Origin of the sequence: Pseudomonas sp. NFACC16-2 (assembly GCF_900119205.1) — a bacterium.
Classification (GTDB): Bacteria; Pseudomonadota; Gammaproteobacteria; order Pseudomonadales; family Pseudomonadaceae; genus Aquipseudomonas; species Aquipseudomonas fluorescens_Q.
The window spans coordinates 40,730-62,674 of record NZ_FPIX01000016.1; the positions used below are offsets into that span (position 1 = coordinate 40,730).

General features: G+C 60.4%; 21 protein-coding genes. 13 read left to right on the forward strand and 8 right to left on the reverse strand.

Annotation, left to right across the window (positions count from 1 at the left end):
* The first annotated feature begins 22 nt into the window (after window positions 1–22).
* Window positions 23–1,264, forward strand: coding sequence for an acetylornithine deacetylase (gene argE, locus BT116_RS15205; protein WP_063321266.1), 1,242 nt, complete (start codon window positions 23–25; stop codon window positions 1,262–1,264).
* Window positions 1,261–2,580, forward strand: coding sequence for an MFS transporter (locus tag BT116_RS15210; protein ID WP_072345219.1), 1,320 nt, complete (start codon window positions 1,261–1,263; stop codon window positions 2,578–2,580). Before argE ends, BT116_RS15210 begins: the two co-directional genes overlap by 4 nt.
* 20 nt (window positions 2,581–2,600) lie before the next feature.
* Here BT116_RS15210 and BT116_RS15215 read toward each other — a convergent pair whose 3' ends face one another.
* On the reverse strand, window positions 2,601–3,809 hold the full coding sequence (locus BT116_RS15215) for an MFS transporter (protein WP_063321264.1): 1,209 nt from the start codon (window positions 3,807–3,809) through the stop codon (window positions 2,601–2,603).
* A 152-nt stretch (window positions 3,810–3,961) separates the two neighbouring features.
* Here BT116_RS15215 and BT116_RS15220 point away from each other — a divergent pair, with 152 nt between their 5' ends.
* Entirely contained in the window at window positions 3,962–4,843 is an 882-nt protein-coding gene (locus tag BT116_RS15220) for a LysR family transcriptional regulator (protein WP_072345221.1), read from the forward strand.
* 1 nt (window position 4,844) lies between these two features.
* On the opposite strand, the gene BT116_RS15225 is transcribed toward BT116_RS15220, so the two are convergent.
* On the reverse strand, window positions 4,845–5,711 hold the full coding sequence (locus tag BT116_RS15225; RefSeq protein ID WP_072345223.1) for a LysR family transcriptional regulator: 867 nt from the start codon (window positions 5,709–5,711) through the stop codon (window positions 4,845–4,847).
* Window positions 5,712–5,813: 102 nt separating this feature from the next.
* Between BT116_RS15225 and BT116_RS15230 the strand changes: the two genes are divergently transcribed.
* From BT116_RS15230 to BT116_RS15275, 10 genes are all read left to right on the forward strand, one after another.
* Complete coding sequence (locus BT116_RS15230) at window positions 5,814–6,935, forward strand: muconate cycloisomerase family protein (RefSeq protein ID WP_072345225.1); 1,122 nt, start codon at window positions 5,814–5,816, stop codon at window positions 6,933–6,935.
* 29 nt (window positions 6,936–6,964) lie between these two features.
* Entirely contained in the window at window positions 6,965–7,255 is a 291-nt protein-coding gene (gene catC / locus BT116_RS15235) for a muconolactone Delta-isomerase (RefSeq protein ID WP_072345227.1), read from the forward strand.
* A gap of 62 nt (window positions 7,256–7,317) precedes the next feature.
* Window positions 7,318–8,223 carry a catechol 1,2-dioxygenase gene (gene catA / locus BT116_RS15240; RefSeq protein ID WP_072345229.1) on the forward strand — a complete coding sequence of 302 codons (906 nt, stop codon included), beginning with the start codon at window positions 7,318–7,320 and terminating at the stop codon, window positions 8,221–8,223.
* Window positions 8,224–8,323: 100 nt separating this feature from the next.
* On the forward strand, window positions 8,324–9,292 hold the full coding sequence (locus BT116_RS15245) for an AraC-like ligand-binding domain-containing protein (protein WP_072345231.1): 969 nt from the start codon (window positions 8,324–8,326) through the stop codon (window positions 9,290–9,292).
* Between the two features lie 86 nt (window positions 9,293–9,378).
* On the forward strand, window positions 9,379–10,755 hold the full coding sequence (locus BT116_RS15250) for a Rieske 2Fe-2S domain-containing protein (protein ID WP_072345233.1): 1,377 nt from the start codon (window positions 9,379–9,381) through the stop codon (window positions 10,753–10,755).
* Window positions 10,752–11,240, forward strand: coding sequence for a benzoate 1,2-dioxygenase small subunit (gene benB / locus BT116_RS15255; RefSeq protein ID WP_072345235.1), 489 nt, complete (start codon window positions 10,752–10,754; stop codon window positions 11,238–11,240). The genes BT116_RS15250 and benB overlap by 4 nt, the downstream gene beginning before the upstream one ends.
* A gap of 10 nt (window positions 11,241–11,250) precedes the next feature.
* On the forward strand, window positions 11,251–12,273 hold the full coding sequence (gene benC / locus BT116_RS15260; protein ID WP_072345237.1) for a benzoate 1,2-dioxygenase electron transfer component BenC: 1,023 nt from the start codon (window positions 11,251–11,253) through the stop codon (window positions 12,271–12,273).
* A gap of 10 nt (window positions 12,274–12,283) precedes the next feature.
* Window positions 12,284–13,045 carry a 1,6-dihydroxycyclohexa-2,4-diene-1-carboxylate dehydrogenase gene (locus tag BT116_RS15265; protein WP_072345239.1) on the forward strand — a complete coding sequence of 254 codons (762 nt, stop codon included), beginning with the start codon at window positions 12,284–12,286 and terminating at the stop codon, window positions 13,043–13,045.
* Between the two features lie 53 nt (window positions 13,046–13,098).
* Entirely contained in the window at window positions 13,099–14,439 is a 1,341-nt protein-coding gene (locus BT116_RS15270) for an MFS transporter (RefSeq protein ID WP_072345241.1), read from the forward strand.
* Window positions 14,440–14,516: 77 nt separating this feature from the next.
* Window positions 14,517–15,773, forward strand: coding sequence for an OprD family porin (locus BT116_RS15275; protein WP_072345243.1), 1,257 nt, complete (start codon window positions 14,517–14,519; stop codon window positions 15,771–15,773).
* Window positions 15,774–15,839: 66 nt separating this feature from the next.
* Here BT116_RS15275 and BT116_RS15280 read toward each other — a convergent pair whose 3' ends face one another.
* From BT116_RS15280 to BT116_RS15305, 6 genes are read right to left on the reverse strand one after another with little or no spacing between them, the layout of a single operon-like run.
* Window positions 15,840–16,619 (reverse strand): SDR family NAD(P)-dependent oxidoreductase, encoded by a 780-nt coding sequence (locus BT116_RS15280; protein WP_072345245.1) that lies wholly within the window; start codon window positions 16,617–16,619, stop codon window positions 15,840–15,842.
* 60 nt (window positions 16,620–16,679) lie between these two features.
* Window positions 16,680–17,939 (reverse strand): TIGR02270 family protein, encoded by a 1,260-nt coding sequence (locus BT116_RS15285; protein ID WP_072345247.1) that lies wholly within the window; start codon window positions 17,937–17,939, stop codon window positions 16,680–16,682.
* A 15-nt stretch (window positions 17,940–17,954) separates the two neighbouring features.
* Window positions 17,955–18,821, reverse strand: a complete 867-nt coding sequence (locus BT116_RS15290; RefSeq protein ID WP_170845949.1) for a hypothetical protein — start codon at window positions 18,819–18,821, stop codon at window positions 17,955–17,957.
* The gene (locus tag BT116_RS31590; RefSeq protein ID WP_072345251.1) at window positions 18,821–19,735 is read right to left on the reverse strand and encodes a DUF4150 domain-containing protein; all 915 of its coding nucleotides are present in this window, start codon (window positions 19,733–19,735) and stop codon (window positions 18,821–18,823) included. Before BT116_RS31590 ends, BT116_RS15290 begins: the two co-directional genes overlap by 1 nt.
* Entirely contained in the window at window positions 19,732–20,796 is a 1,065-nt protein-coding gene (locus tag BT116_RS15300) for a 3-oxoacyl-ACP synthase (protein WP_256572578.1), read from the reverse strand. Before BT116_RS15300 ends, BT116_RS31590 begins: the two co-directional genes overlap by 4 nt.
* Entirely contained in the window at window positions 20,793–21,935 is a 1,143-nt protein-coding gene (locus BT116_RS15305; RefSeq protein WP_072345253.1) for a DUF2169 family type VI secretion system accessory protein, read from the reverse strand. The genes BT116_RS15300 and BT116_RS15305 overlap by 4 nt, the downstream gene beginning before the upstream one ends.
* Window positions 21,936–21,945: the final 10 nt, after the last annotated feature.

A 21,945-nucleotide genomic window follows, 5' to 3' on the forward strand; every position in this document is an offset into this window, starting at 1 on the left:
CCTCTGTTTGCTGGAGCATCCCATGACTCTTTCCTTGGCCTTTGCGCAGGGGGCGGCAGACGCTTGCTCGAATGACGACCGCAGCGTACTGGCACGCACATTGGAAATCGCACGAACCTTGATCGGCTTCCCTTCGGTCAGCGACCGCTCCAACCTGGACCTTATCGAATGGGTGAGCGGGTACCTGCACGGTTTCGGGGTACAGGCCCAGATTCTACCGGACGCCTCCGGGCGCAAGGCGAACCTGTTTGCCAGCCTTGGACCGCCACGCCCCGGGGGCATCATCCTGTCCGGACATACTGACGTGGTGCCGGTAGCGGGCCAGGCTTGGGCGCAGGATCCGTTCAGTGCTTATCTGGATCAGGATCGGCTCTACGGTCGTGGCAGCTCGGACATGAAGGGGTTCATCGCCGTGGTGCTGGCGATGGTTCCCGAGCTGATGGCCTCTGCACGACAAAGCTTTCACCTGGCCTTGTCCTATGACGAAGAAGTGGGTGCGATGGGGGCGAAACATCTGGCCCCGTTCATCACCCAGGCGCAGTTGGAGCCCGCCGGTTGCATTGTCGGCGAGCCGACTTCAATGGCGTTGGTGATCGGCCACAAGGGGCGTCACGAAATCAATTGCTGTGTCCATGGCAAGGTGGCGCACTCCTCGTTGCCGAACGAGGGGGTCAACGCTATCGACTATGCCGCGCGGGTACAGATGCAGCTTCAACACGTGGCCAGGCGGCTTTCACAGGGGCCGTTGGACAGCGGGTTCGATGTCCCGTACACCACTGTCCAGGTCTGCCGGGTCAATGGCGGTGTCGCTGGCAATGTCATTCCTGGTCAATGCAGCTTTGACTTCGAGATTCGCTACCTGCCCGGATGTGATGCCGAGCAACTGCTGGTACAGATCAAGGACGACGCCAAGCAGGCCATGCACAGCGAGACGGATGATCGCGCTTGGGCGGCGTCCATCGAGTTTTCCCACACGTTGCATACCCCGGGGTTGGATGAGAAGGGCAACCAGGCATTCGCGCAGTGGGTCCGCGAGGCTAGCTCAATGGCCCATGGCCGACAGCGAGTGGCGTACAGCACCGAGGCCGGACTGTTTCAGGCCGCCGGGATCCCCACGATCGTCTGCGGCCCAGGGAGCATCAAGCAAGCGCACAAAGTGAACGAATATGTGGACCTGGCCCAGCTCAAGGCCTGTGAACAGTTCCTGCGCCGCCTGGCACGTTGTGAGCCATTGCCGCCATTTCCCGCAGGGGGTGCGCAATGAGCGCCACAGCCTTGGATAGCCAGGGGCGCGAACGCAGGAAACTGGTGCTGGCGGTGAGCGTGGGCGCCGCACTGGAATGGTTCGACTTCACCCTGTTTGCGATCTTCTCCTTGCAGATTGCCGCAGCGTTCTTTCCGGCTTCCGACCCATTGATGTCGTTGCTCGCGTCCTACCTGGCGCTCGCCGTCGGCTTCGTGGCCCGACCGTTGGGCGCGCTGCTGATGGGGCGCTATGCCGATCGCCAGGGGCGCAAGGCCGCGCTGACGCTGTCCATCATGCTGATGGGCGCCGGGACCCTGATCATCGCCGTATGCCCGACCTACGAGACCATCGGTTGGTGGGCACCGCTGAGCGTTGTCGTCGCGCGCATATTGCAGGGGGTTGCAGCAGGAGGAGAGATCGGTGGCGCGCTGGCCTATCTTGTCGAGACAGCACCTTCGGACCGCCGCGCGCTATTTGCGTCGAGCCAACAAGTGGCGCAAGCCGGATCATTCCTGCTATGCGGTTTAAGTGCGAGTCTGTTGTCGAGCGCGCTGACGCCCGCCCAGTTGGATGAGTGGGGTTGGCGCGTGCCCTATGTCTTCGGGCTGCTGGTCGTGGTCGCAGGCTTGAAAATTCGCCGCAGTCTCGAGGAAAGCGAGCCGCTGCGCCGCTTTCTCGATAATCAAGATAAGCACGCGATGGCCGGGAAGGGGCCTAGCCTTCGCCCCTATCTGCCCAACCTCGTGATGGGGGTGTTGATCGTCGTGCTCTGGACGGTCGCGACACAGTTGATCAATTTCATCCCGACCTATGCATCGATGGTGCTTGAGCTTCCGCGCAACAAGGCCTACCTGGGGTTGGTGCTGGTCGGCCTCATCACGCTGCTGTGTCCGTTAACGGCACTGCTGTCGGACCGTATCGGGCGCTACACCGTGATGCTCATCGGTGCCGTGGGGGTCGCGCTCTGTGCCTACCCAGGGTTCGTATGGCTGAACAACAGTCCCAGTCTCCAGACGCTGATCATCTTCCAATGCGCGCTGGCAGTGTTGATGGTGCTTTACACCGGGCCGGCTGCGGCGGCCTTGGCAGAGCTGTTTCCGGTGCAGGTCAGGGCCTTGGGTGTCTCGCTGGCCTACGCCTTGTCGGTGACCCTCTTCGGCAGTGCCACGCCTGCGCTGATTACCCTGATCTACCGCCAGAGCGGCGATGCCCTGGCGGCGGCCCACTGGTTGTTTGCGGCGGCCTGCCTGAGTGCGATACCGCTGGCCTGGGTAAGCCTGTCGAAATACCGGGCAAGCGCCACCCCGGCGCTGACGGCAGAGCATGAGACTTGAGTGACGTTGATTCACCCTGCTCATTGAACGCGCTTCGCAAACCCGTACTGCCTGGCAGACCCCACCACCGCCAACGTCAGCAGCAGGAGAACGACCAGGACCGGCGCAAACGCCACCACCCCCAGATGATCGAGCAGAATGCCGCCGACGATCCCGCCGCCGGCAATGGCGAGGTTCCAGGCCGTGACCAGCATTGACTGGGCGAGATCCGCCGCGTCTCCGGCAGTCTTGGCGATGGCCGTCTGGAACAGCGTCCCAGCCCCTCCGAAAGCGATTCCCCAGGCGGCCACGGCGATATACACCGCCGCAGGCCTGTCGTTCATTGCCCCGAGCATCATGGCCGAAAGGGCGAACAACACCGTACCTGCGAGCGTCAACGCCCGCAGATGGCGATCGATCAGCACGCCGACGACCCAGATTCCCAGCAACGATGCGACGCCAAAGACCAGCAGGACCAGATCCGTTCGCTCGCCCAGGCCCGCCGCCGTCAAAAACGGAGCGATATAGGTAAAGAGAATGTTGTGCGCCAGGACAAAAGCCAGTACCACGAACAACACCGAACGAACGCCCGGCAGGGTGAAGACCTGGCCCAGGGCAAGACGTTTGCTGGAAGCCTGCCCGGGAAAGTCAGGCACCTTGAGTCGTACCCAGACCATCAAGGCCACGGCGAACAGGCTCATGAGGGCGAAACTCATTCGCCAACCGACCAGATTGCCGAGCAGCGTGCCAGCCGGGACGCCCAGGGATAACGCCAAGGGCGCGCCCACCATGGCGATTGCAATCGCTCGGCCTTTCTGGCTTTCGGGCACCATGCGGGCTGCATAACCGGCCAACAAGGCCCACAGCAGCCCGGCCGATACGCCCCCCAGCAAGCGCGCGACAATGGTCAAACCATAATGGGTAGAAAACGTCGTGACGGTATTGGCAACGGCGAAACCGGCGATGGCCATCAGCAACAGCGATCTGCGTCGCATGCCTTGGGTCGCGGCGGTCAATGGAATGGCCGCCAGCAAGGAACCGATCGCGTAGACCGTGACCAACTGGCCGGCGAGGGCTTCGGAGATCGCCAGCCCTTCGCTGATCTGTGAAAGAAGACCGGCGGGCAAGGCTTCGGTGAGGATGGTCACGAATGCCGCCAGTGCGAGGGCAAACAGTGATCCGATAGGGAGCGGCGCGGTGTCCGGGACAACCTCGGCATCGGCGTCGATATGGGTATTGGCAATCGTCATGTGTCACCTGCCTGGAACGCTTCTGACCCGCCGGATAGCGGCGTCAATCGCAGATTGATAAGTGCCGACTACGGTAAGTGCCCATCCTTGGCGAGACAAGAATGCTAGAGTGCGCAACACATCGGAAAAAATGTCCGCAATTGGAGCCTGGCGTGGAATCACTGAGCGGGATTGATTTTTTTGTTCGCGCGGCCGAAACCCGCAGCTTTTCAGAGGCGGGCAGGGCGCTTGGCATTTCGTCTTCGGCAGTGGGCAAAAGCGTCGCCCGGCTCGAGGAACGGCTGGGTGTGCGGCTGTTTCATCGCAGCACGCGCAGTATCACGCTGACGGCGGAAGGGACGCTTTTCCTCGAGCGTTGCCGGCGTATTCTCTGCGAAGTCGAAGCGGCCGAACTGGAACTGTCGCAAACCCGCCAAGCGCCACGGGGCAAACTGCGGGTGAGTTTGCCGCTGGTTGCAGATCTGGTCATGCCGACGCTGATGGCCTTCATGCGCCGCTACCCCAGTATCGACCTGGACCTGGATTTCTCCGACAGGCTGGTGGACATCATCGAGGAAGGTTTCGATGTCGTCGTTCGGACTGGAGAACCGAACGACTCCCGGCTGATGTCCCGTCCGTTGGGCACGTTCAAGCTCGTCGTGGTCGGTTCGCCCCGGTACCTCGCCGAACACGGCACGCCTCAGGTGCCGGCGGATCTGCTGCGCCATGCCTGCCTGCTCTACAAGTTTCCCAGTACTGGCAGGATGCAGGTCTGGCCGATAAATGGGGAAGGGCAGCCGGATCTCAACCTGCCGGCCACCCTGGTCTGCAACACCACCGAGGCGTTGCTGCACGTCGTGCGCGATGCATTGGGGATTGCCTGCGTGCCGGACTTCACCGTGCGCGACTCCATCGCCAGCGGTGAACTGGTCACCGTCCTCGACGACTTCAATCGGCATCAGAGTACCTTCCGTATGCTCTGGCCCTCAAGCAAACACCTGGCGCCGAAACTGCGGGTGTTCATTGATTTCATGAGCAGTGAGTTGTTCAAGTAACTCATCGCTTGGCGAGCAGATCAAGGCACTGTTGCAACACTGGCGATACGTCCCCGGCGCGGTAGCTCACGACGATGGGGGAAGTGGCGCTGCTGTCCAGCAGCGGGGTGTAGCCAATGTCATCGCGGTGCAGTCTTCGCACCGAGGCGGGTACCAGGGTGATACCGATGCCTGCTGCAACGAGGCCGATGGCGGTCTGCAGTTCGTTCACCGTTTGCACCACCCGGATCCGCAAGCCCTGTGCGGCGAAGATGCCCAAGACGTGGTCGGCATAGCTCGGGCGCGGGGTGCCCGGGTAGAGGACAAAAGGTTCTGCTGCCAGTTGCTCCAGGGTGGCCGGTCCCGACAGCAGCGGGTGACCTGCCGGCAGGGCTGCGACCAAGGGGTCCTGGCGCAGGATTTCCTGGGTGATGGTGGGATCATCGAACAGCATCCGGCCAAAGCCAATGTCGATGCGGCCACTTTTCAGCGCTTCGATCTGCTGCAAGGTGATGAGTTCCGAGAGCCCCAATTCCACATCGCCGAGGCTACGCAACTGACGGATCAACTCAGGTAAGGCGCCGTATAGCGTGGAAGGGGCAAAGCCAATACCCAGCCAGCGTTTCTGGCCTGCTGCGACGCGACGCGTGTCGTCGCCAATGCGCGCGAGCTGTTCCAGCAATTGGCTGGAGTGCTCATGAAAGAACCGACCCGCTTCGGTCAACCTCAGCGGCCTGGAACGTTCAAGCAGCGCCACCCCCAGCTCATCCTCCAGTTGCTGGATCTGGCGACTCAGCGGCGGCTGAGCAATGTTCAACTGCTCAGCGGCGCGAGTGAAATTCAGGGTTTGCGCCAACACCCGGAAGTAACGCAAATGACGAAGCTCCACGATACCTCCAAGGTATAAAGCGAGACTTATTCAATATTGGACGGTGCGCTTGCTCAGCGTCAATCTTTGCCCAAGAGCAAACACAACGCCGACGGAAAGATTATGACTGCTGTCACCATCGAACGCTTCGATACCCAAATTGTTGACCTACCCACGATCAGGCCACACAAACTGGCCATGCATACCATGCACGGCCAGACGCTGGTCATTCTGCGGATCCAGTCCAGTGACGGTATCATCGGCGTCGGCGAGGCCACGACCATCGGTGGCTTGGCGTACGCCGGGGAAAGCCCGGAAAGCATCAAGGTGAACCTCGACAAATGGTTCGCACCGCTGCTGATCGGGCAAGACGCGAGCAATCTCAACGCGGCCATGCAACGGGTCGACCGGAGCATTCGTAGCAACACGTTCGCGCGTTCGGCGGTGGAAACAGCGCTGCTCGACGCCCAAGGCAAGCGCCTTGGACTGCCGGTGGCGGAATTGCTCGGCGGGCGTGTACGCGACGGCGTGGAAGTGGCGTGGACGCTGGCCAGCGGCGACACCGGCCGAGACATCGAAGAGGCCGAACACATGCTCGATGTACGTCGCCACCGACACTTCAAACTGAAGATCGGTGCCGCAGAGCCGGCTCTCGACATCGCCCATGTCGCGGCGATCAAGCGTGCCCTAGGTGACCGTGCCAGTGTGCGTGTCGACATCAACCAGGCATGGAGCGAAGCGCTGGCCATGCGGGCCTGTCGACTGTTGGCCGATGCTGGCGTCGAGCTGATCGAACAACCCCTGTCCCGACACGACCGGCCGGGCATGGCCCGCCTCAGTGCCCACAGCCCGATCCCGTTGATGGCCGATGAGGCGATCGAGTCGGTCCAGGACAGCTTTGCCCTTGCGCAGATGGGCGCCGCTTCGATTTTTGCCCTGAAAATCGCCAAGACCGGAGGCCCTCGGGCGGTGTTGCGTACTGCTGCGATTGCCGAAGCCGCCGGTATCGGCCTGTACGGCGGTACGATGCTCGAAGGCAGCGTCGGCACGCTGGCGGCCGCTCATGCCTTTGCCACGCTGGACAAGCTGGAATGGCACACCGAGCTGTTCGGACCGCTGCTGTTGACCGAAGATATCCTGGTGGAACCGCCTGTCTATCGGGCCTTTCAGCTCATTATCCCGCGCACGCCCGGTTTGGGCATCGAGCTGGATGAACAACGGCTTGCGCGTTTTGCGCGCCGCTGACCTGCCTTAGCCAAGAGGATACCCACGAGATGCTTTTCCACGTACGCATGACCGTCAGGCTCCCGGCCGATATGCCGCCTGAAACAGCTGCTCAGCTCAAGGCCGACGAGAAAGAACTTGCGCAGCGCCTGCAACACGAAGGCACCTGGCGTCATCTGTGGCGCCTGGCCGGACTCTACGCCAACGTCAGCGTGTTTGATGTGCCGGATAACCAGGCGTTGCACGACACCTTGATGCAATTGCCGCTGTACCCCTACATGGAGATCGACGTGACACCGATGTGCCGACATCCATCTTCGATCCATGCCGACGACCGCTGAGTTCACCCGATTCGCAGCACTGACATCGACAAGAACAAATAATACTGATGAGGGCAAAAGCCATGACCGTTCGTATCTCCCAAACCGCTGAAGTGCAGCAATTCCTCGAGAAGGCATCCGGTTTCGACCAACCCACCGGGAGCCAACGGATGAAGCAGGTGGTGCATCGTGTCTTGAATGACTCGATCAAGCTCATCGAGGACCTTCAGGTAACCCCCGAAGAGTTCTGGAAGGCTGTCAACTACCTGAACGACTTGGGCCGCCGCCAGGAGGCTGGCCTGGTCGTCGCGGGGCTGGGACTCGAACATTACCTGGACATGCTGATGGACGCCGAAGATGAACAGGCCGGCCAGGTCGGCGGCACGCCACGGACCATCGAGGGCCCGTTGTATGTGGCCGGCGCGCCGCTGTCGGAGCACTTTGCCCGCCTCGATGACGGCCAGGACCCCGGCACGGTGTTGTTCATGACCGGCCAGGTACGCGACACCGATGGCGAGCCCCTGGTCAACGCGGTGGTCGATGTCTGGCACGCGAATACCGGCGGTACCTACTCATATTTCGACCCTTCGCAGTCCGCATTCAACTTGCGTCGGCGGATCCTGACGGACGCCGAAGGACGCTATCGTTTCCAGAGCATCGTGCCCTCGGGCTACGGCTGCCCGCCGGATGGTCCGACCCAGCAATTGCTTGACCAGCTGGGGCGTCATGGCCAGCGGCCCGCACACATTCATTTCTTCATTTCGGCGCCTGGACATCGTCACCTGACGACGCAAATCAACCTGGCAGGGGACCGATACCTGCACGATGATTTTGCTTATGCAACCCGTGACGAATTGATCGCCGAGATTCGCTTCAGCGACGACGCCAACGGCCAGCGGGCGGATATCGTGTTCGACTTTGTCCTTCAACCGACCGCCGCGCCCAAAGACGAAAGCCGTCCCGAGCGAGTGCGAGCGCTGGAGGTGTGATTCATCGTTACGCCTGACACCCAAGCCCCCGCAGCGATTGCTGACGGGGGCTTTGTGGCTTCCGCCTGGTCTTGAGCAAACAACAAAAAGAGGCGCCAACATGACCGTGTTATTGAGTGAGCGCAGCCAGATTTTCGACCGCGCAGATGCCTATGCCGTGTCGGATTACGTTAACCAACACGTGGGCAGTCACTGCATTCGCCTGCCGCCCAAAGGCCGTCCTCAGGCGAGCATCAGCCATCGCACGTTCTCGAGCCTGGACTTGTGTCGTATCAGTTATGGCGCGCCGGTGCGGGTCACCTCGACGGCGCTGGAGACGATCTATCACCTGCAGATCCTGCTTCAAGGGCATTGCCGATCCGCTGCCCGAGGTAAAGAGCAGGTTTTGCGGGCAGGCGAGATTCTGCTGATCAACCCGGATGACCCGGTCGACCTGACGTATTCGGCCGACTGCGAAAAATTCATCGTCAAAATGCCGGTAAGGCTGTTGGAAAACGCCTGTCTGGAGCAGCACTGGACGCTTCCGCAGCAAGGGATCCGGTTCGTGTCCGAGCGCCACGAGCTCAAAGAGTTGAGTGGTTTTGTGCAACTGCTGGGGTTGATCTGCCATGAGGCCGAGAACGCGGCGCAAGGTGAGGTCCCGTGCTTGTACGAGCGGATCGTCGCCAACAAATTGCTGGCGCTGCTGGCAAGCAACGTCTTGAGAGTCGCCCCCCGAGCTGAGGAAGGATCTGGTTTCGAGCGCGTGCGGCAGTTCATCGAGGAACACCTGACCGAAGACGTCAGCGTCGAACAGTTGATGGCGGTTGCCCGGGTTAGCGAGCGCTCGCTGTACACGCTGTTCGAGCGCAAGGTCGGCCTTTCACCCAGGGACTACATGCGCCAACGCAAGCTGGAGCGGGTGCATGCCGAACTGCAAGCCGCAACGGCGCGCAGCGTTACCGAAGTCGCGCTGGACCACGGTTTTCTGCATCTGGGCCGCTTCTCCGAGATCTACCGCAAGCGCTTTGGCGAGCTGCCTTCGCAGACTTGGCGGCGCCAGCGTGAACAGGCCGCGCCACGCGGATAGCGAATTGCAGTACGTGGATATTGACGCCGCAAGTGAACACGTAGGGTGAGGGGGCCTGATACAAGAACAACCGAGGGCCTACCCCCATGATCAGCACGCTCGACAGACTCGCCCGTCAACTCAGCGAATCCGTTCAGGAAGATCCCGCTACCGGGGTCTTCCGCTGCCGCCGCGACATCTTCACCGACGCCGAACTGTTCGCTCTGGAGATGAAGCATATTTTTGAAAGTGGTTGGGTCTACCTGGCGCATGAAAGCCAGGTGCCGGACATCAACGACTACTTCACCACCTACATTGGCCGTCAGCCCGTCGTTATCACTCGCGACAAACAAGGGGCGCTGCACGGCCTGGTCAATGCCTGTGCTCACCGTGGCGCCATGCTGTGCCGACGCAAGCAGGGTAACAAAGGCTCATTCACGTGCCCGTTCCACGGCTGGACCTTCAGCAATGCCGGCAAGCTGCTCAAAGTCAAAGACGCCAAGACCGGCGCCTACCCCGACACTTTCGACTGCGACGGGTCCCACGACCTAAAGCGCCTGGGCCGTTTCGAGAACTATCGCGGCTTCCTGTTCGGCAGTCTCAGCGAAGCGGTTCCGGCACTGAGTGATTACCTGGGCGAAACCCGAGTCATTATCGACCAGATGGTCGACCAGGCGCCTGAGGGGCTGGAAGTGCTGCGCGGCAGTTCGTCCTACACCTACGACGGTAACTGGAAACTGCAGATCGAGAACGGTGCCGACGGCTATCACGTCAGCTCGGTGCATTGGAATTACTCGGCAACCATGGGCCGTCGCAACTATGAGGCCGAAGGCACCCGCACCGTGGATGCCAATGGCTGGTCGAAGAGCCTGGGCGGTGTCTATGCCTTCGAACATGGGCACATCCTGCTGTGGACCCGCCTGCTCAATCCCGAAGTGCGTCCGGTGCATGCGCACCGTGAGGCCCTCGCCGAGCGCCTAGGCCAGGAGCGTGCCGATTTCATCGTCGACCAGACCCGCAACCTCTGCCTATATCCCAACGTTTACCTGATGGACCAGTTCTCCACGCAGATCCGCGTGGTACGGCCCCTCGCCGTCGACAAGACCGAAGTGACGATTTATTGCATGGCGCCCAAGGGTGAAAGTGCCCGGGAGCGCACGACCCGCATTCGCCAGTACGAGGACTTTTTCAACGTCAGTGGCATGGGCACGCCGGACGACCTGGAAGAGTTCCGTGCCTGCCAGACCGGTTATCAGGGGGCGACTAGCTTGTGGAATGACCTGAGCCGCGGCGCAAAGCAGTGGATCGAGGGGGCTGACGAAAATGCACGCGCCATGGGCATGAACCCGCAACTCAGCGGGGTGAAAACCGAGGACGAGGGGTTGTTCGTCCGTCAGCACGCCCACTGGGCCGCCAGCCTGCAACGAGCGATTGAGTTGGAGCGACAAGGCCTGATTGCCACCGACAAGGAGGTGCGCCCGTGAGCATTTCCCGTGACAGCCTGCTGGCTTTTCTCTACCGCGAAGCACGCCTGCTGGATGATCGCCAGTGGGACGAGTGGCTGGAGTGCTACTCGCCCAAGGTCGAGTTCTGGATGCCGGCGTGGGATGACCACGACACGCTGACGCAGGACCCGCAGAGTGAGATTTCGCTGGTGTATTACCCCAGCCGCGACGGCCTGGAAGACCGAGTTTTCCGCATCAAGACCGAACGTTCCAGTGCCAGCATGCCAGAGCCGCGGACCGTGCATTTCATCACCAACCTCGAGGTACTGGCTGAAGAGGCTGGGTACGTGGAGCTGCGGTTCAACTGGCAAACCCTCAGCCATCGCTACAAGACCACGGACACGTATTTCGGCACATCTTTCTATCACCTGGACATCAGCGCGGAACAGCCGCTGATCACGCGCAAGAAGGTGGTGCTGAAAAACGACTACATCCATCAGGTCATCGACATCTATCACATCTGAGACCAGCGCCATGACGTATTCCATAGCCCTCAATTTTGAAGACGGCGTGACCCGTTTCATCGACTGCAAAGTGGGTGAGAAGGTGCTGGATGCCGCCTTTCGCCAACGCATCAATCTGCCCATGGATTGCTCGGACGGTGTTTGCGGCACCTGCAAATGCCGCTGCGAGACCGGTGTCTATGACTTGGGCGACGAGTACATCGACGACGCGCTGACGGAGGAAGAAGCGCAGGAACGGCAAGTCCTGACCTGCCAGATGGTGCCGCAATCCAACTGCGTCATCGCCGTGCCGGTGCCATCCAGCGCCTGCAAGACCGGCACCACCCGGTTCGCTGCCAGCGTCACCGGCATTACTCGGCATGCCGATGCGGCATTGGAAATCAGCTTCGAACTGGACCAGGCGCCGATTTTCCTGCCAGGCCAGTACGTCAACATCGAGGTACCGGGCAGCGGCCAGACGCGTTCGTACTCATTCAGCAGCCGCCCAGGTGAAAAGCACGCCAGTTTTTTGATCAAGCATGTCCCCGGCGGCCTGATGAGCGGTTGGCTGGAACGCGCTCAGGAAGCCGAGAGCGTCGCCATGACCGGGCCATTGGGCAGTTTCTATCTGCGCGAAGTGACTCGGCCGCTGTTGTTCCTGGCTGGCGGCACTGGGCTTGCGCCGTTCTTGTCGATGCTCGAGGTGCTCGCCGAGCGCGCAGAAACCCAGCTGGTGTCGCTGATCTACGGTGTGACTCGCGATCAGGACCTGGTGATGGTCGAGGCCCTGGAAGCCTTCGCCGCGCGCCTGCCGAACTTCAGTTTCGTGACCTGCGTGGCAGACCCCGGAACCGCTCATCCTCGCCAAGGCTATGTCACCCAGCACATGGCGCCAGCCGTGCTCAACAACGGTGATGTCGACGTGTACCTCTGCGGGCCACCGCCGATGGTTGATGCCGTACGCCGGTATTTCAAGGAACAAGGTGTCGCCCCGGCCAGCTTCCACTACGAGAAGTTCACGCCCAACGCAATCGTCACTGGCGACGCCGCCTGAGGACACTGAAATGAACCCACGTTTCAACGAAAAGGTCGTGCTGGTCACCGGCGCGGCCCAGGGCATCGGTCGGCGTGTCGCCGAGCGATTGCTGGAGGAGGGCGCGTTACTCGTTGCCGTCGACCGCTCTGAACTGGTCCACGAACTGCAGCATGAACATGCGCTCACCTTGACGGCTGACCTGGAGCAATACGCGGAGTGCGCACAGGTTATGTTCACGGCCAAGGCGCGTTTCAGGCGTATCGACATCCTGATCAACAACGTTGGCGGGACGATCTGGGCCAAACCGTTCGAGCACTACGCCGAACATGAAATCGAAGCCGAACTACGCCGCTCCTTGTTCCCGACGCTGTGGTGCTGCCACAGCGTATTGCCCTACATGCTCGAACAGGGTAGCGGCGCGATCGTCAACGTTTCATCGATTGCCACGCGCAGCGTCAATCGCGTTCCGTATGGTGCGGCCAAAGGCGGCGTCAATGCGCTGACTGCCTGTCTGGCACTGGAAACCGCCGGCAGCGGCATCCGGGTCAACGCTACGGCACCCGGCGGCACCGAAGCACCACCGCGCCGCATCCCGCGCAACAGCCAGCCGCAAAGCGAGCAGGAGCGGGTCTGGTACCAGCAAATCGTCGATCAGACCATCAACAGTAGCCTGATGAAACGCTACGGGACCCTCGATGAGCAAGTCGGCGCCATTCTGTTCCTGGCATCAGATGAGGCTTCCTACATCACCGGCGTGACCTTGCCGGTAGGGGGCGGCGACCTGGGCTGACGCTGCGGCAGTACCTACGGATCTCACACAACAAAAATAATGAGAGTGAAGCCATGCGGACCATCGACGTACATTCGATCATCGACAACGCCCGTTTCGGGCGCTTCCATTGGCTGGTCATGGGCCTATGCGCCTTGCTGTTGATCTTTGACGGCTATGACCTGTTCATCTACGGCGTGGTCTTGCCGGCGATCATGAAGGAGTGGGGGCTGACGCCTCTGCAGGCCGGCGCGCTGGGCAGCTATGCACTGTTTGGCATGATGTTCGGTGCCTTGGTATTCGGCAGTCTGGCCGACAAGATCGGCCGCAAGAAAGGCATCACCATCTGCTTCGCGCTGTTCAGCATGGCGACGGTGATCAATGGTTTCGCCAGCACGCCCGGCGAGTTCGGCGTGTGCCGTTTCATCGCCGGGCTTGGATGTGGGGGGCTGATGCCCAACGCGGTCGCGCTGATGAACGAGTACGCGCCGAAAAAAATGCGCAGCACCTTGGTTGCGTTGATGTTCAGCGGCTATTCCCTCGGCGGCATGCTGTCGGCCGGTGTCGGCATCTTCATGCTGCCGCGTTTTGGTTGGTCATCGATGTTCTTCGCCGCGACCCTGCCATTGTTGCTTCTGCCGTTGATTCTTCACTACCTCCCGGAGTCCATTGGCTTTCTCATCCGCCAGGGCCGCACCGAACAGGCCCGTACGCTGCTCGAGCGCCTGGCGCCAGGGAGTGAAATCGGCGTCGAGGACACGCTTCAACTAAATGAAACCAAGGGCAAGGGCGCATCAGTACTGGAGCTGTTCAGGAATGGCCTCGGTGTAAGAACGGTGGCGATCTGGGTGGCGTTTTTCTGTTGCCTGCTGATGGTCTACGCATTGAGCTCATGGCTGCCCAAGCTGATGGCCAACTCCGGCTACAGCCTGGGTTCAAGCCTGACGTTCTTGCTGGCCCTGAATTTTGGCGGCATGGCAGGCGCGATTCTGGGAGGTTGGCTTGGGGATCGGCTGAATCTGGTGAAGGTCATGATCGGGTTCTTCCTTGCTGCCGCACTCTCCATCAGCCTGCTGGGTATCAATAGCCCGATGCCGGTGCTGTACCTGCTCATCTTCATCGCCGGCGCTACCACTATCGGCACGCAAATCCTGTTGTACGCCGGGGCCGCACAGCTCTATGGCTTGAACATTCGCTCCACGGGCCTGGGGTGGGCCTCCGGAATCGGTCGCAACGGCGCAATCGTCGGTCCGCTCTTGGGCGGCGCACTGATGGGGATCGAATTGCCCCTGCAACTGAACTTCATGGCCTTTGCCATTCCGGGCGCTATTGCGGCGCTGGCAATGACCGCCTTCGCCCTGAACGAACGTCGCGCCCTGCCTGCTGCGATTGAAGCGCCCTCGGTAAAGGCCTGACACCGAGCGTAATAGCCTGCACGTCATGACGGCGGGCCCATGAACTGTCGATAAATAACAATAAATAAGAGCACAACATGAATCAGCAGACCGTACCGCGTTTCTGGCTTTCACTCCTGGGCGTGCCACTCGTCGCGTCGGCGGCAGACCAGGGCTTGCTCGAAGGTTCCACCGCCACCTTGCAAGCTCGCAACTATTACTTCAGCCGGGACTATTCCGACATCGTCGGCGCAAATCGGCAATCCAAGGCCGAGGAGTGGGGGCAAGGTTTCATCCTGACGTTCAAGTCCGGCTACACACCGGGGCCTGTGGGATTCGGCATCGATGCGCTAGGGACGCTGGGCCTCAAGCTCGACAGCAGCCCTGACCGGGTCAATACCGGGTTGTTGCCGGTCACGGACGATGGCCGTGCGGCTGACGATTACAGCCGTCTGGGCCTGACGTTCAAAGCGAAAGTCTCTAAAACCGAACTGAAGGTCGGGGAGCTGCAACCGAATCTTCCGGTACTCTCCTTCAGCGACATACGTCTGTTGCCCCCGAGTTATCAGGGGGTGAGCATCAGCTCCAGCGAGATCAGTGGTCTGACGGTGCAAGCAGGTCACTTGTCGACGACCAGCCTGCGCAACGAAGCCGGCGATGAAAAAATGATCGCCATGCTAGGCCATGTGCCTGCACGCCAGGCTGAAAGCGATGCTTTCAACTACCTCGGCGGCGATTACAGCTTCAACAGCAATCGCACCAGCGTCAGCCTCTGGCACGGCCAGTTAAAAGACATCTATGCCCAGGACTTCATTGGTTTCAAGCACAGCCAGCCCATGGGCGACTGGGTTCTGGGCGCCAATCTCGGCTATTACGACGCCAGCGAGGACGGCAGTGAAATGCTGGGGAAAATCGATAACCAGGCGTTCTTTTCGTTGCTGTCTGCAAAGCGTGGTGGCCACACCTTTTATGTCGGTTACCAGGCGATGTATGGCGACAGTGCGTTCCCCAGGGTTTTCGCCAACATCACGCCTCTGGGCAACGAGGTGCCAACTTATGAGTTCGCCTATACCGATGAGCGTTCCTGGCAGGCTCGTTACGACTATGACTTCGCTGCGATGGGCGTGCCCGGCCTCACGACGACGGTGCGCTACATCACGGGCGACAACGTGAACACCGGTGCGGGTTTTGAGGGCAAGGATCGCGAGCGCGATCTGGATATCGGCTACGCGTTCCAGAACGGTTTTTTAAGCGGCTTGGGGGTCCGCGTGCGCAACGTCATGGCGCGTTCTAACTACCGCAGCGACATCGACGAGAACCGGTTGATCCTCAGTTACACCTGGAAGCTGCTCTGACCTGCTCGGTGAATCAGACGCCAGCCTGGCAGGTGCCATGGCGAATGCCTGGGAAGCCTGTTCGGATCAAGGAGCCTTGTTCTCCACCAGGCAGTTTCCGCCATCCACGACGATAACTTCCCCCGTGAGGTAGCTCGCCTCTGAAGAAGCAAGGAAAGCCACCAGTGCAGCGACCTCTTCGGGACGTCCGGCGCGGCCCATCGGCGTGTATTCGGCAGCTTTGGCTTCCTCTGGAGTGGTCGATCCTGTGGTGATCCAGCCGGGAGCGACGCTGTTTACAGTGATCCCTTGCTGGGCGACTTCCAGCGCCAGGCTCATGCTCATTCCGACCATCGCCGCCTTCGCGGCGCTGTAGGCCGCTTCACCGGGGTTACTGCAGCGGGTGCCGGTCGTGGAACTGATGTTGACGATGCGCCCGTAACGACGTGCCCGCATGCCGGGCAGAACTGCCCGTGTAAGAAGAAAGGCCGTGGTCAGGTTTCGCGCCAGCGTCAGGTTCCAGGTGTGCAGATCCATGCTTGCCACGTCGGAAAAAAACTCCGGGCTGCCTTGCATGGCCATGCCCGCGTTGTTGACCAGGATATCGATCTGGCCCCAGAGGGACTCCGCCCATGCCATAAACTCACGTACCTGGTTTTCATCGGTAAGATCGAGGGCCCGGCCTTCGACTTCGAACCCTTCGGCGCGCAGTTCTGCGACTCGATCGTTGATGCGTGCACTGCTGGCGGTGACGATCAGCCTGGCACCTGCAGTACCCAGTCTGCGGGCGATCGCCATGCCGATGCCGATCTCACTTCCAACCCCACTGATGAGTGCCACAGGGTTCTGTCCAGTTGCGTTTGGCATGGTGCCTCCAAAGGGGGGTAAGTGATTGCCAGGCGTTGGCGCGCTATATGAACATCCTGATCAACGCCCGGACACCGCCGTCATCCCCAACAACCGCTTTTGCCGCCAGGCCGGTGCGTTGGTAGGGAAAAGCGCCACGTCTGGCCGGAAGCGGGCGAGACCGCAGGCGGCGGCGATGCGCTGGCGTTGCTGACCGCGGACAAGGGCTTGCTGAAAGCTGTGTTCACTATGGGCCGATCCCAGCATATAACGAGTACCCTCTTGGAAGTGTCCGCCATTGGCTTGCCACCATCTTTCGATTGCCTGTGAATCGGGCCAGGGCAGGTTTTCATCGGGGTCCATGGCGACATTGGGATCTTCAGGGTTGTCGTTCGGGCCCGCATCGAAATTCGGCAGGGCCTGCAATTCCAGATCGAGCAACGCCAGGTCCGCGCCGGTGATCATGCTGAAGGCTTCGCCGGCGACGCGGGCATAGGGCAGGTCGCTCATCTGCTGGATCAACCAGGGCACGCAAACCGGATCGCCCAGCAGTCCGAGGGCCTGGAGGCCGATGCGCCGATCCCGGGGATCCTGTACCCATTGCCGTATCCAGGCGATGCTGGGTTCGCGTTCTTGCCAGGCCAGCAGTACGCAGAGCGCTCGGTACTGGAACTCGCCCGGTTGCTCGGCGAATGGGCGCAGAGCCTCCAAGGCTTGCTGGTCGCCCATCTGGGTGGTGGCCCAGTTGGCCCAGAAGCGCGTGGCGGCGTCTTCATGTTGGCGGTGGGCACGAATCGCCGGCAGCAGGTCACGTCGGCGCAGCTCGCCAGCCGTGCGGGCGGCACGTGCCAGCACGCTGGGGTCGGCGTGGGACAGTTCGGTCAGCAGGATAGGGCCGGGATTCTGGCGATGCATGCCGCAGGCCGCCAGGCCGAGGCGGTGAAACAAGGGCTCGGGGGAGGCGAGCATGCGCTCGATCCAGGGCGATATCCGTTCCCAGTCGAGCCAGCCCAGGGCCATCAGGTAACCGCGCTCCGTTTCCATGGCACTTCGCAAGTGCTCGCTGAGCCGCGACAGTACCTTCGCATTGGCCGTCTCGAAGGCCAGCAGCACACAGGCGAACATCTCTCCGACGGTGTGCGGGCCAAGCTGGGTCAGCAGAATTTCCAGGCTCGTTGAGCCAGCAATACGCAGGCCATCGAGATGAGCGTCGATGCGTTCGTCCAGTTTGCCGAGGTCATCAAGGTCATAGTGGGGCGCGCGCACGGCGTGATCGTGCAGGAGGATGAGGAAGCAAGCTTCTTCGGCATGTTGCTCGATCATTGATGAGATGGGGACCATGACGTCTCTGTCTTGTTACGGCACCAGGTTTCCAAAGAAGTAGCGTTTACCGACTTCGAAGTGCAGGGGAGAGGCCATGTATCGGTCCAGGATAGCGGCCGCATTCAGCGGTTGAAACTCGCCGTTTTTTCCGTAGAAGCTGGAACAGTCGACGCCGGAATACACCTCGAATTTACGCCTCCAGATGAGAAAGTTGCTCCAATCGATCCATTCGTCAGTGCCTGAAGGAACCAGGGACTTTCTCATGACCCAGACTTGTTTGTTCATGTCGACGGGCATCCCCCCGGAAATTGAGCAGCGATCGCTGCCATAAGCGTCCTGCAATTGGCTAAGTCGTGAATCGACAGCCGCTTTGTAGTCGACTTCGTTCAGGCCACTGTCAAAAAACTCGGGTTCGTTTTCGATGGGGTCAAGAAGATTGGTTAAATTGGCTTCCACGGCGGCTCGGTCGGCCCGACGCGCAAACGTACGCCATGCCTCAACCATGAAAGGTATCAGCCACAGCACACCAGACCACTGGGCTGCCAGGCACGCCTCGATGCGAAGGTAAGTGGGGCCTTCGAGTATGAGTTCGGCCAGGAAATCCAGGTCAGTGTCGAGCCCTGCATCAGCGGTCAGGCCGAGGCAGGCCGATACCAGTGTTGGATCGCAATCGGGGTCCACTATCCATTTGCGCAGTTGGGAGACATGGCTGTAATTTCCACGCTTGGCATGCTCCAGAATCGCAGCAAGGGCAATCCACGGGTCATTGCTCATCCATCCGTCAGGTGACAATACTTCTGCCGGGGCGCTCCCGCTGTAGTGATATCCACGTCCTTTCCAATAGAAGCTGTCTTGAAGGAAAGCGGGTCTTTGGGTGTGCTTGTAAATAGAGGCTTTCATCATTCGGGCCTTGGAAAACTATTGATGCGTGTCTCTTGAAGTGCGCTCAGCTCTCCTTCGAGCTTCTCACACTTCTTGCCAGTAGGGGCGAGATTCCCTTGCCCGGACGGACAACCTCCGGCCGCCTTGGGGACTCTATGCGCCACCGGCTCTCCTTGGCCCACTTCTTTCCAACGCATATAGCCTGGCCGGTTAATCGCCCAATCATTTTCAATGTTGGCTTTCTCTCGTTTGCTCGTTACGTAGTACTTATTACAGCCGCTCGGTTGCTTTCCGGCGGGTGGCAACAGGTGCCTGCACTTGGGATTGGCCCGGACTTTGGCGAGGACGGCTGCATTCTTGGGATTTTCTGCGGTGCCGTAGAACTGGTCTTCCGTCATGTACTCCCCGTTCGCTTGAGCCTTGGAGTGCGCCGCGCCGCCGCAACATTCACATTTGTGTTTGCCCGGGACCTTGGCGTCTTGTTGCACCGGACTGTATTTGGCGGTGTTGACCATGGGCACGGCCGCATTCGCTGCAGGACTGGCATGATTCGATGTGGTGAGATCGGTATGTCGGTCTACGTTCTGGCCTTCGAAAAGAACATCCATTGACCATGAAACAAAATAGGTCTTGCCGGTGATGACGTGAGTGATGACACCGGCCCCCTGGCTTCTTGTGGCGGCTTCATCGCCCAGCGGGGAGGTTTTATAGAAGGAGCGATTTTTTAACATGATCTCCTTGTTTTCGATCTTGACGGTCTTGCTGCCTTTCTTCATGTCCTTGGAAAACGAGGTGTCCGGATAGGGCACCGGGATGGGCCCCCCCGGAGGTGGCGGTGGTGTCAGGCAGACATCCGGGAACGCCGCGATGACCTTGCCGCCACCCGCCTTGCATGCAATCTCATCGCCGTTTGCGTAAACGTCGCAGCTCATAGGTCCCCCTCTGGCTGGCTAAGGTCGCACACGACAGCCGCCGCGCGTGCACCGGCCAGGGCACTGCTCAGACAGATCGCGGTGGTTCCCGGTGCATAGCCTTTGCGAAAGGCCTGGTCGGCGAGTATCAATTGGACGATTCCAGCAATGGCCCCGGTGTCACCCATGGCCTCTGCCCAATGCCACAGTGGCTGATCCTCTTTTCGCACTGTCCGAAAAAGCCGGGCCTCCATCAACGGAAGTTCCTTGAACCCGTATTGCTCTCCCGTGACATCGGACAGGCGCAGATCAATTTCATGCAGACCCAGCCTGGCCTGTGCGAGTGCCGTACGAGCAGCGTCGGTCAGCCCGCCTGCTCGCAGGGGTTTGCTCGACAAAAGAGGCGCCTCTTCTTGCCCAAAGCCCAGGCCTGAGATTTTCAAACAGGTGCCAGGCTGCCGATAGGCCTGAATCAGGATGGCCGCAGCCCCTTCACCAGGAAACAAGCCGTCATTGTGAGTGGCCGTTTTCAGCCGGCGATGCTCGTCCAGCCACTGCAGCGTCAAGGCGCTGAGCAGTGAGTCAACACCCGCCACCACACAGGCGGGGACCCGTGTTTCCTGCATTAATCGACTGACTTCATGAAGGGCATGCATGCCGGCAACATGGCCGGAGGGGATGACCCTGGAATGCGTTGGATGGAACCGTATGCCCAACTTGGAAGATACGTCCTGTATGACGGCCTGGGCTATATCCCTGATATTGATTCCGGGGCGCTCCGGTTCAGCCAGGCACAGCAGAAATGGTACTTCTGTCCAATCCAGCTTCGGCGCACCCTGTATCAACTCGACCAGTGCATGCTGCATGAGCTCGGACATGCGCGCTGCTGCCGGCAGAGCCAGGTCAAGGCCGGGCACCGCCGCGCCGATGATCGGTTCGCACGCGTTGTCAAAAAACGGCAGCTCCTGGAGTGCCGACAGCCCGGCGCGCTTGGCAGCACAGGCGCTGGCGACGCACAAGCCCACGGGACACGCCATGCCCATGCTGGTAATGAAGAGGGCGTGCCCCTGCATGGAGCTCATGTTTCCTCTTCCGCGGGAGGATAGGCTTCCTTTGTCCACGCGATGAGTTGAGCCAATGACTTGAAGTGTTGTTTCGCGCGCATGCGTTCTTCGTTGGCCTTGGCCTGTTCGAACTGAGCGGCGGTTTGCCCGATGATGACCTTGGCCACCTCCCTGATGTTGCGCCCGAGGGGTGAAGAAGCTCGCCATGTCAGCGTCAGGCGATTCGCGTCTGGTTCAAGAATGATGGTGTCGACCACGGCGGCGGCTTCCCGTGTGCTGTCGTCATGAAAAACGACAAGCATCGCTAGCTTCAGGTTTGCCGGAAGCTTGAATGCCGAGCGGCCTTTATCACTCAGGTTAAGCAGCGCGACTTCTTCGCCCCCACGGGGATAATCGATTTGCTGGTCCTCGGGTGCGCATTGGAAGTAGCGCAGGTCAAAATCTTCGGGAAGAAATGGGAATTGATGATCAAGCCACGCCTGATCATAAGTGCCTGCCCATTGGATACGCTGCCGCCATGCCCGACCAATCGGGCCAAATGCCATTGGCTTGTAATGTTCGTGGGGAGCGGTGACCGGCCTGTCCAGTTCTTCGGTATTGGGGAGCGGCAAGCCATTGGTCTGGGCACTGCTTGCCGAGGGGTAAAATCCGGCTCCAACCGGGTTCCATGGGTACCATTTGTGTTTGGCCGGGTCCGCATGCGTGCGATCCACGCCGCCGAAAGCCTGCGCGTAGGTAATTGGCATTGTGGTGAATGGAACAGGTTTGCTTATCGAGTGTGAGAGGGCGCTATCCTCATAGTTTCGTGCCCCAATCACTTTGAATGCCTTGACGAGGGTCCCCACTTTCAGCGCTACGTTCACCTCTGTTGCCGGCTCACCGTTGGGGGCGTAGCAGTGACCATTAAGCAGAACATCGCAGCGGGGCTTGTGCAGCGCAAAATCGTTTTCGTATAACGCGGCTGATTCGCAGGGCTCCCCTGGGAATACATCGGCCATGATCAGCGGAACCTGTTGTTCAAGCAGGCGCGGCGGATGTCCAGGGTGATCTGGAATGCCATAGGTCCCTTTCGCCACCACGACCAGCCATTCACGGCCCGTTTTATCGGTTGAGGTCGTATAGCCGCCGACGAGGCGGGTCTTGTTTACCAATTCCATGGCGTCACTG

Bases quoted from the DNA above. Each gene is read 5' to 3' on its own strand.
- argE (WP_063321266.1), top strand. From the start codon at position 23: ATGACTCTTTCCTTGGCCTTTGCGCAGGGGGCGGCAGACGCTTGCTCG.
- BT116_RS15210 (WP_072345219.1), top strand. From the start codon at position 1,261: ATGAGCGCCACAGCCTTGGATAGCCAGGGGCGCGAACGCAGGAAACTG.
- BT116_RS15215 (WP_063321264.1), bottom strand. From the start codon at position 3,809: ATGACGATTGCCAATACCCATATCGACGCCGATGCCGAGGTTGTCCCG.
- BT116_RS15230 (WP_072345225.1), top strand. From the start codon at position 5,814: ATGACTGCTGTCACCATCGAACGCTTCGATACCCAAATTGTTGACCTA.
- catC (WP_072345227.1), top strand. From the start codon at position 6,965: ATGCTTTTCCACGTACGCATGACCGTCAGGCTCCCGGCCGATATGCCG.
- catA (WP_072345229.1), top strand. From the start codon at position 7,318: ATGACCGTTCGTATCTCCCAAACCGCTGAAGTGCAGCAATTCCTCGAG.
- BT116_RS15245 (WP_072345231.1), top strand. From the start codon at position 8,324: ATGACCGTGTTATTGAGTGAGCGCAGCCAGATTTTCGACCGCGCAGAT.
- BT116_RS15250 (WP_072345233.1), top strand. From the start codon at position 9,379: ATGATCAGCACGCTCGACAGACTCGCCCGTCAACTCAGCGAATCCGTT.
- benC (WP_072345237.1), top strand. From the start codon at position 11,251: ATGACGTATTCCATAGCCCTCAATTTTGAAGACGGCGTGACCCGTTTC.
- BT116_RS15265 (WP_072345239.1), top strand. From the start codon at position 12,284: ATGAACCCACGTTTCAACGAAAAGGTCGTGCTGGTCACCGGCGCGGCC.
- BT116_RS15270 (WP_072345241.1), top strand. From the start codon at position 13,099: ATGCGGACCATCGACGTACATTCGATCATCGACAACGCCCGTTTCGGG.
- BT116_RS15275 (WP_072345243.1), top strand. From the start codon at position 14,517: ATGAATCAGCAGACCGTACCGCGTTTCTGGCTTTCACTCCTGGGCGTG.
- BT116_RS15280 (WP_072345245.1), bottom strand. From the start codon at position 16,619: ATGCCAAACGCAACTGGACAGAACCCTGTGGCACTCATCAGTGGGGTT.
- BT116_RS15285 (WP_072345247.1), bottom strand. From the start codon at position 17,939: ATGGTCCCCATCTCATCAATGATCGAGCAACATGCCGAAGAAGCTTGC.
- BT116_RS15290 (WP_170845949.1), bottom strand. From the start codon at position 18,821: ATGAAAGCCTCTATTTACAAGCACACCCAAAGACCCGCTTTCCTTCAA.
- BT116_RS31590 (WP_072345251.1), bottom strand. From the start codon at position 19,735: ATGAGCTGCGACGTTTACGCAAACGGCGATGAGATTGCATGCAAGGCG.
- BT116_RS15300 (WP_256572578.1), bottom strand. From the start codon at position 20,796: ATGAGCTCCATGCAGGGGCACGCCCTCTTCATTACCAGCATGGGCATG.
- BT116_RS15305 (WP_072345253.1), bottom strand. From the start codon at position 21,935: ATGGAATTGGTAAACAAGACCCGCCTCGTCGGCGGCTATACGACCTCA.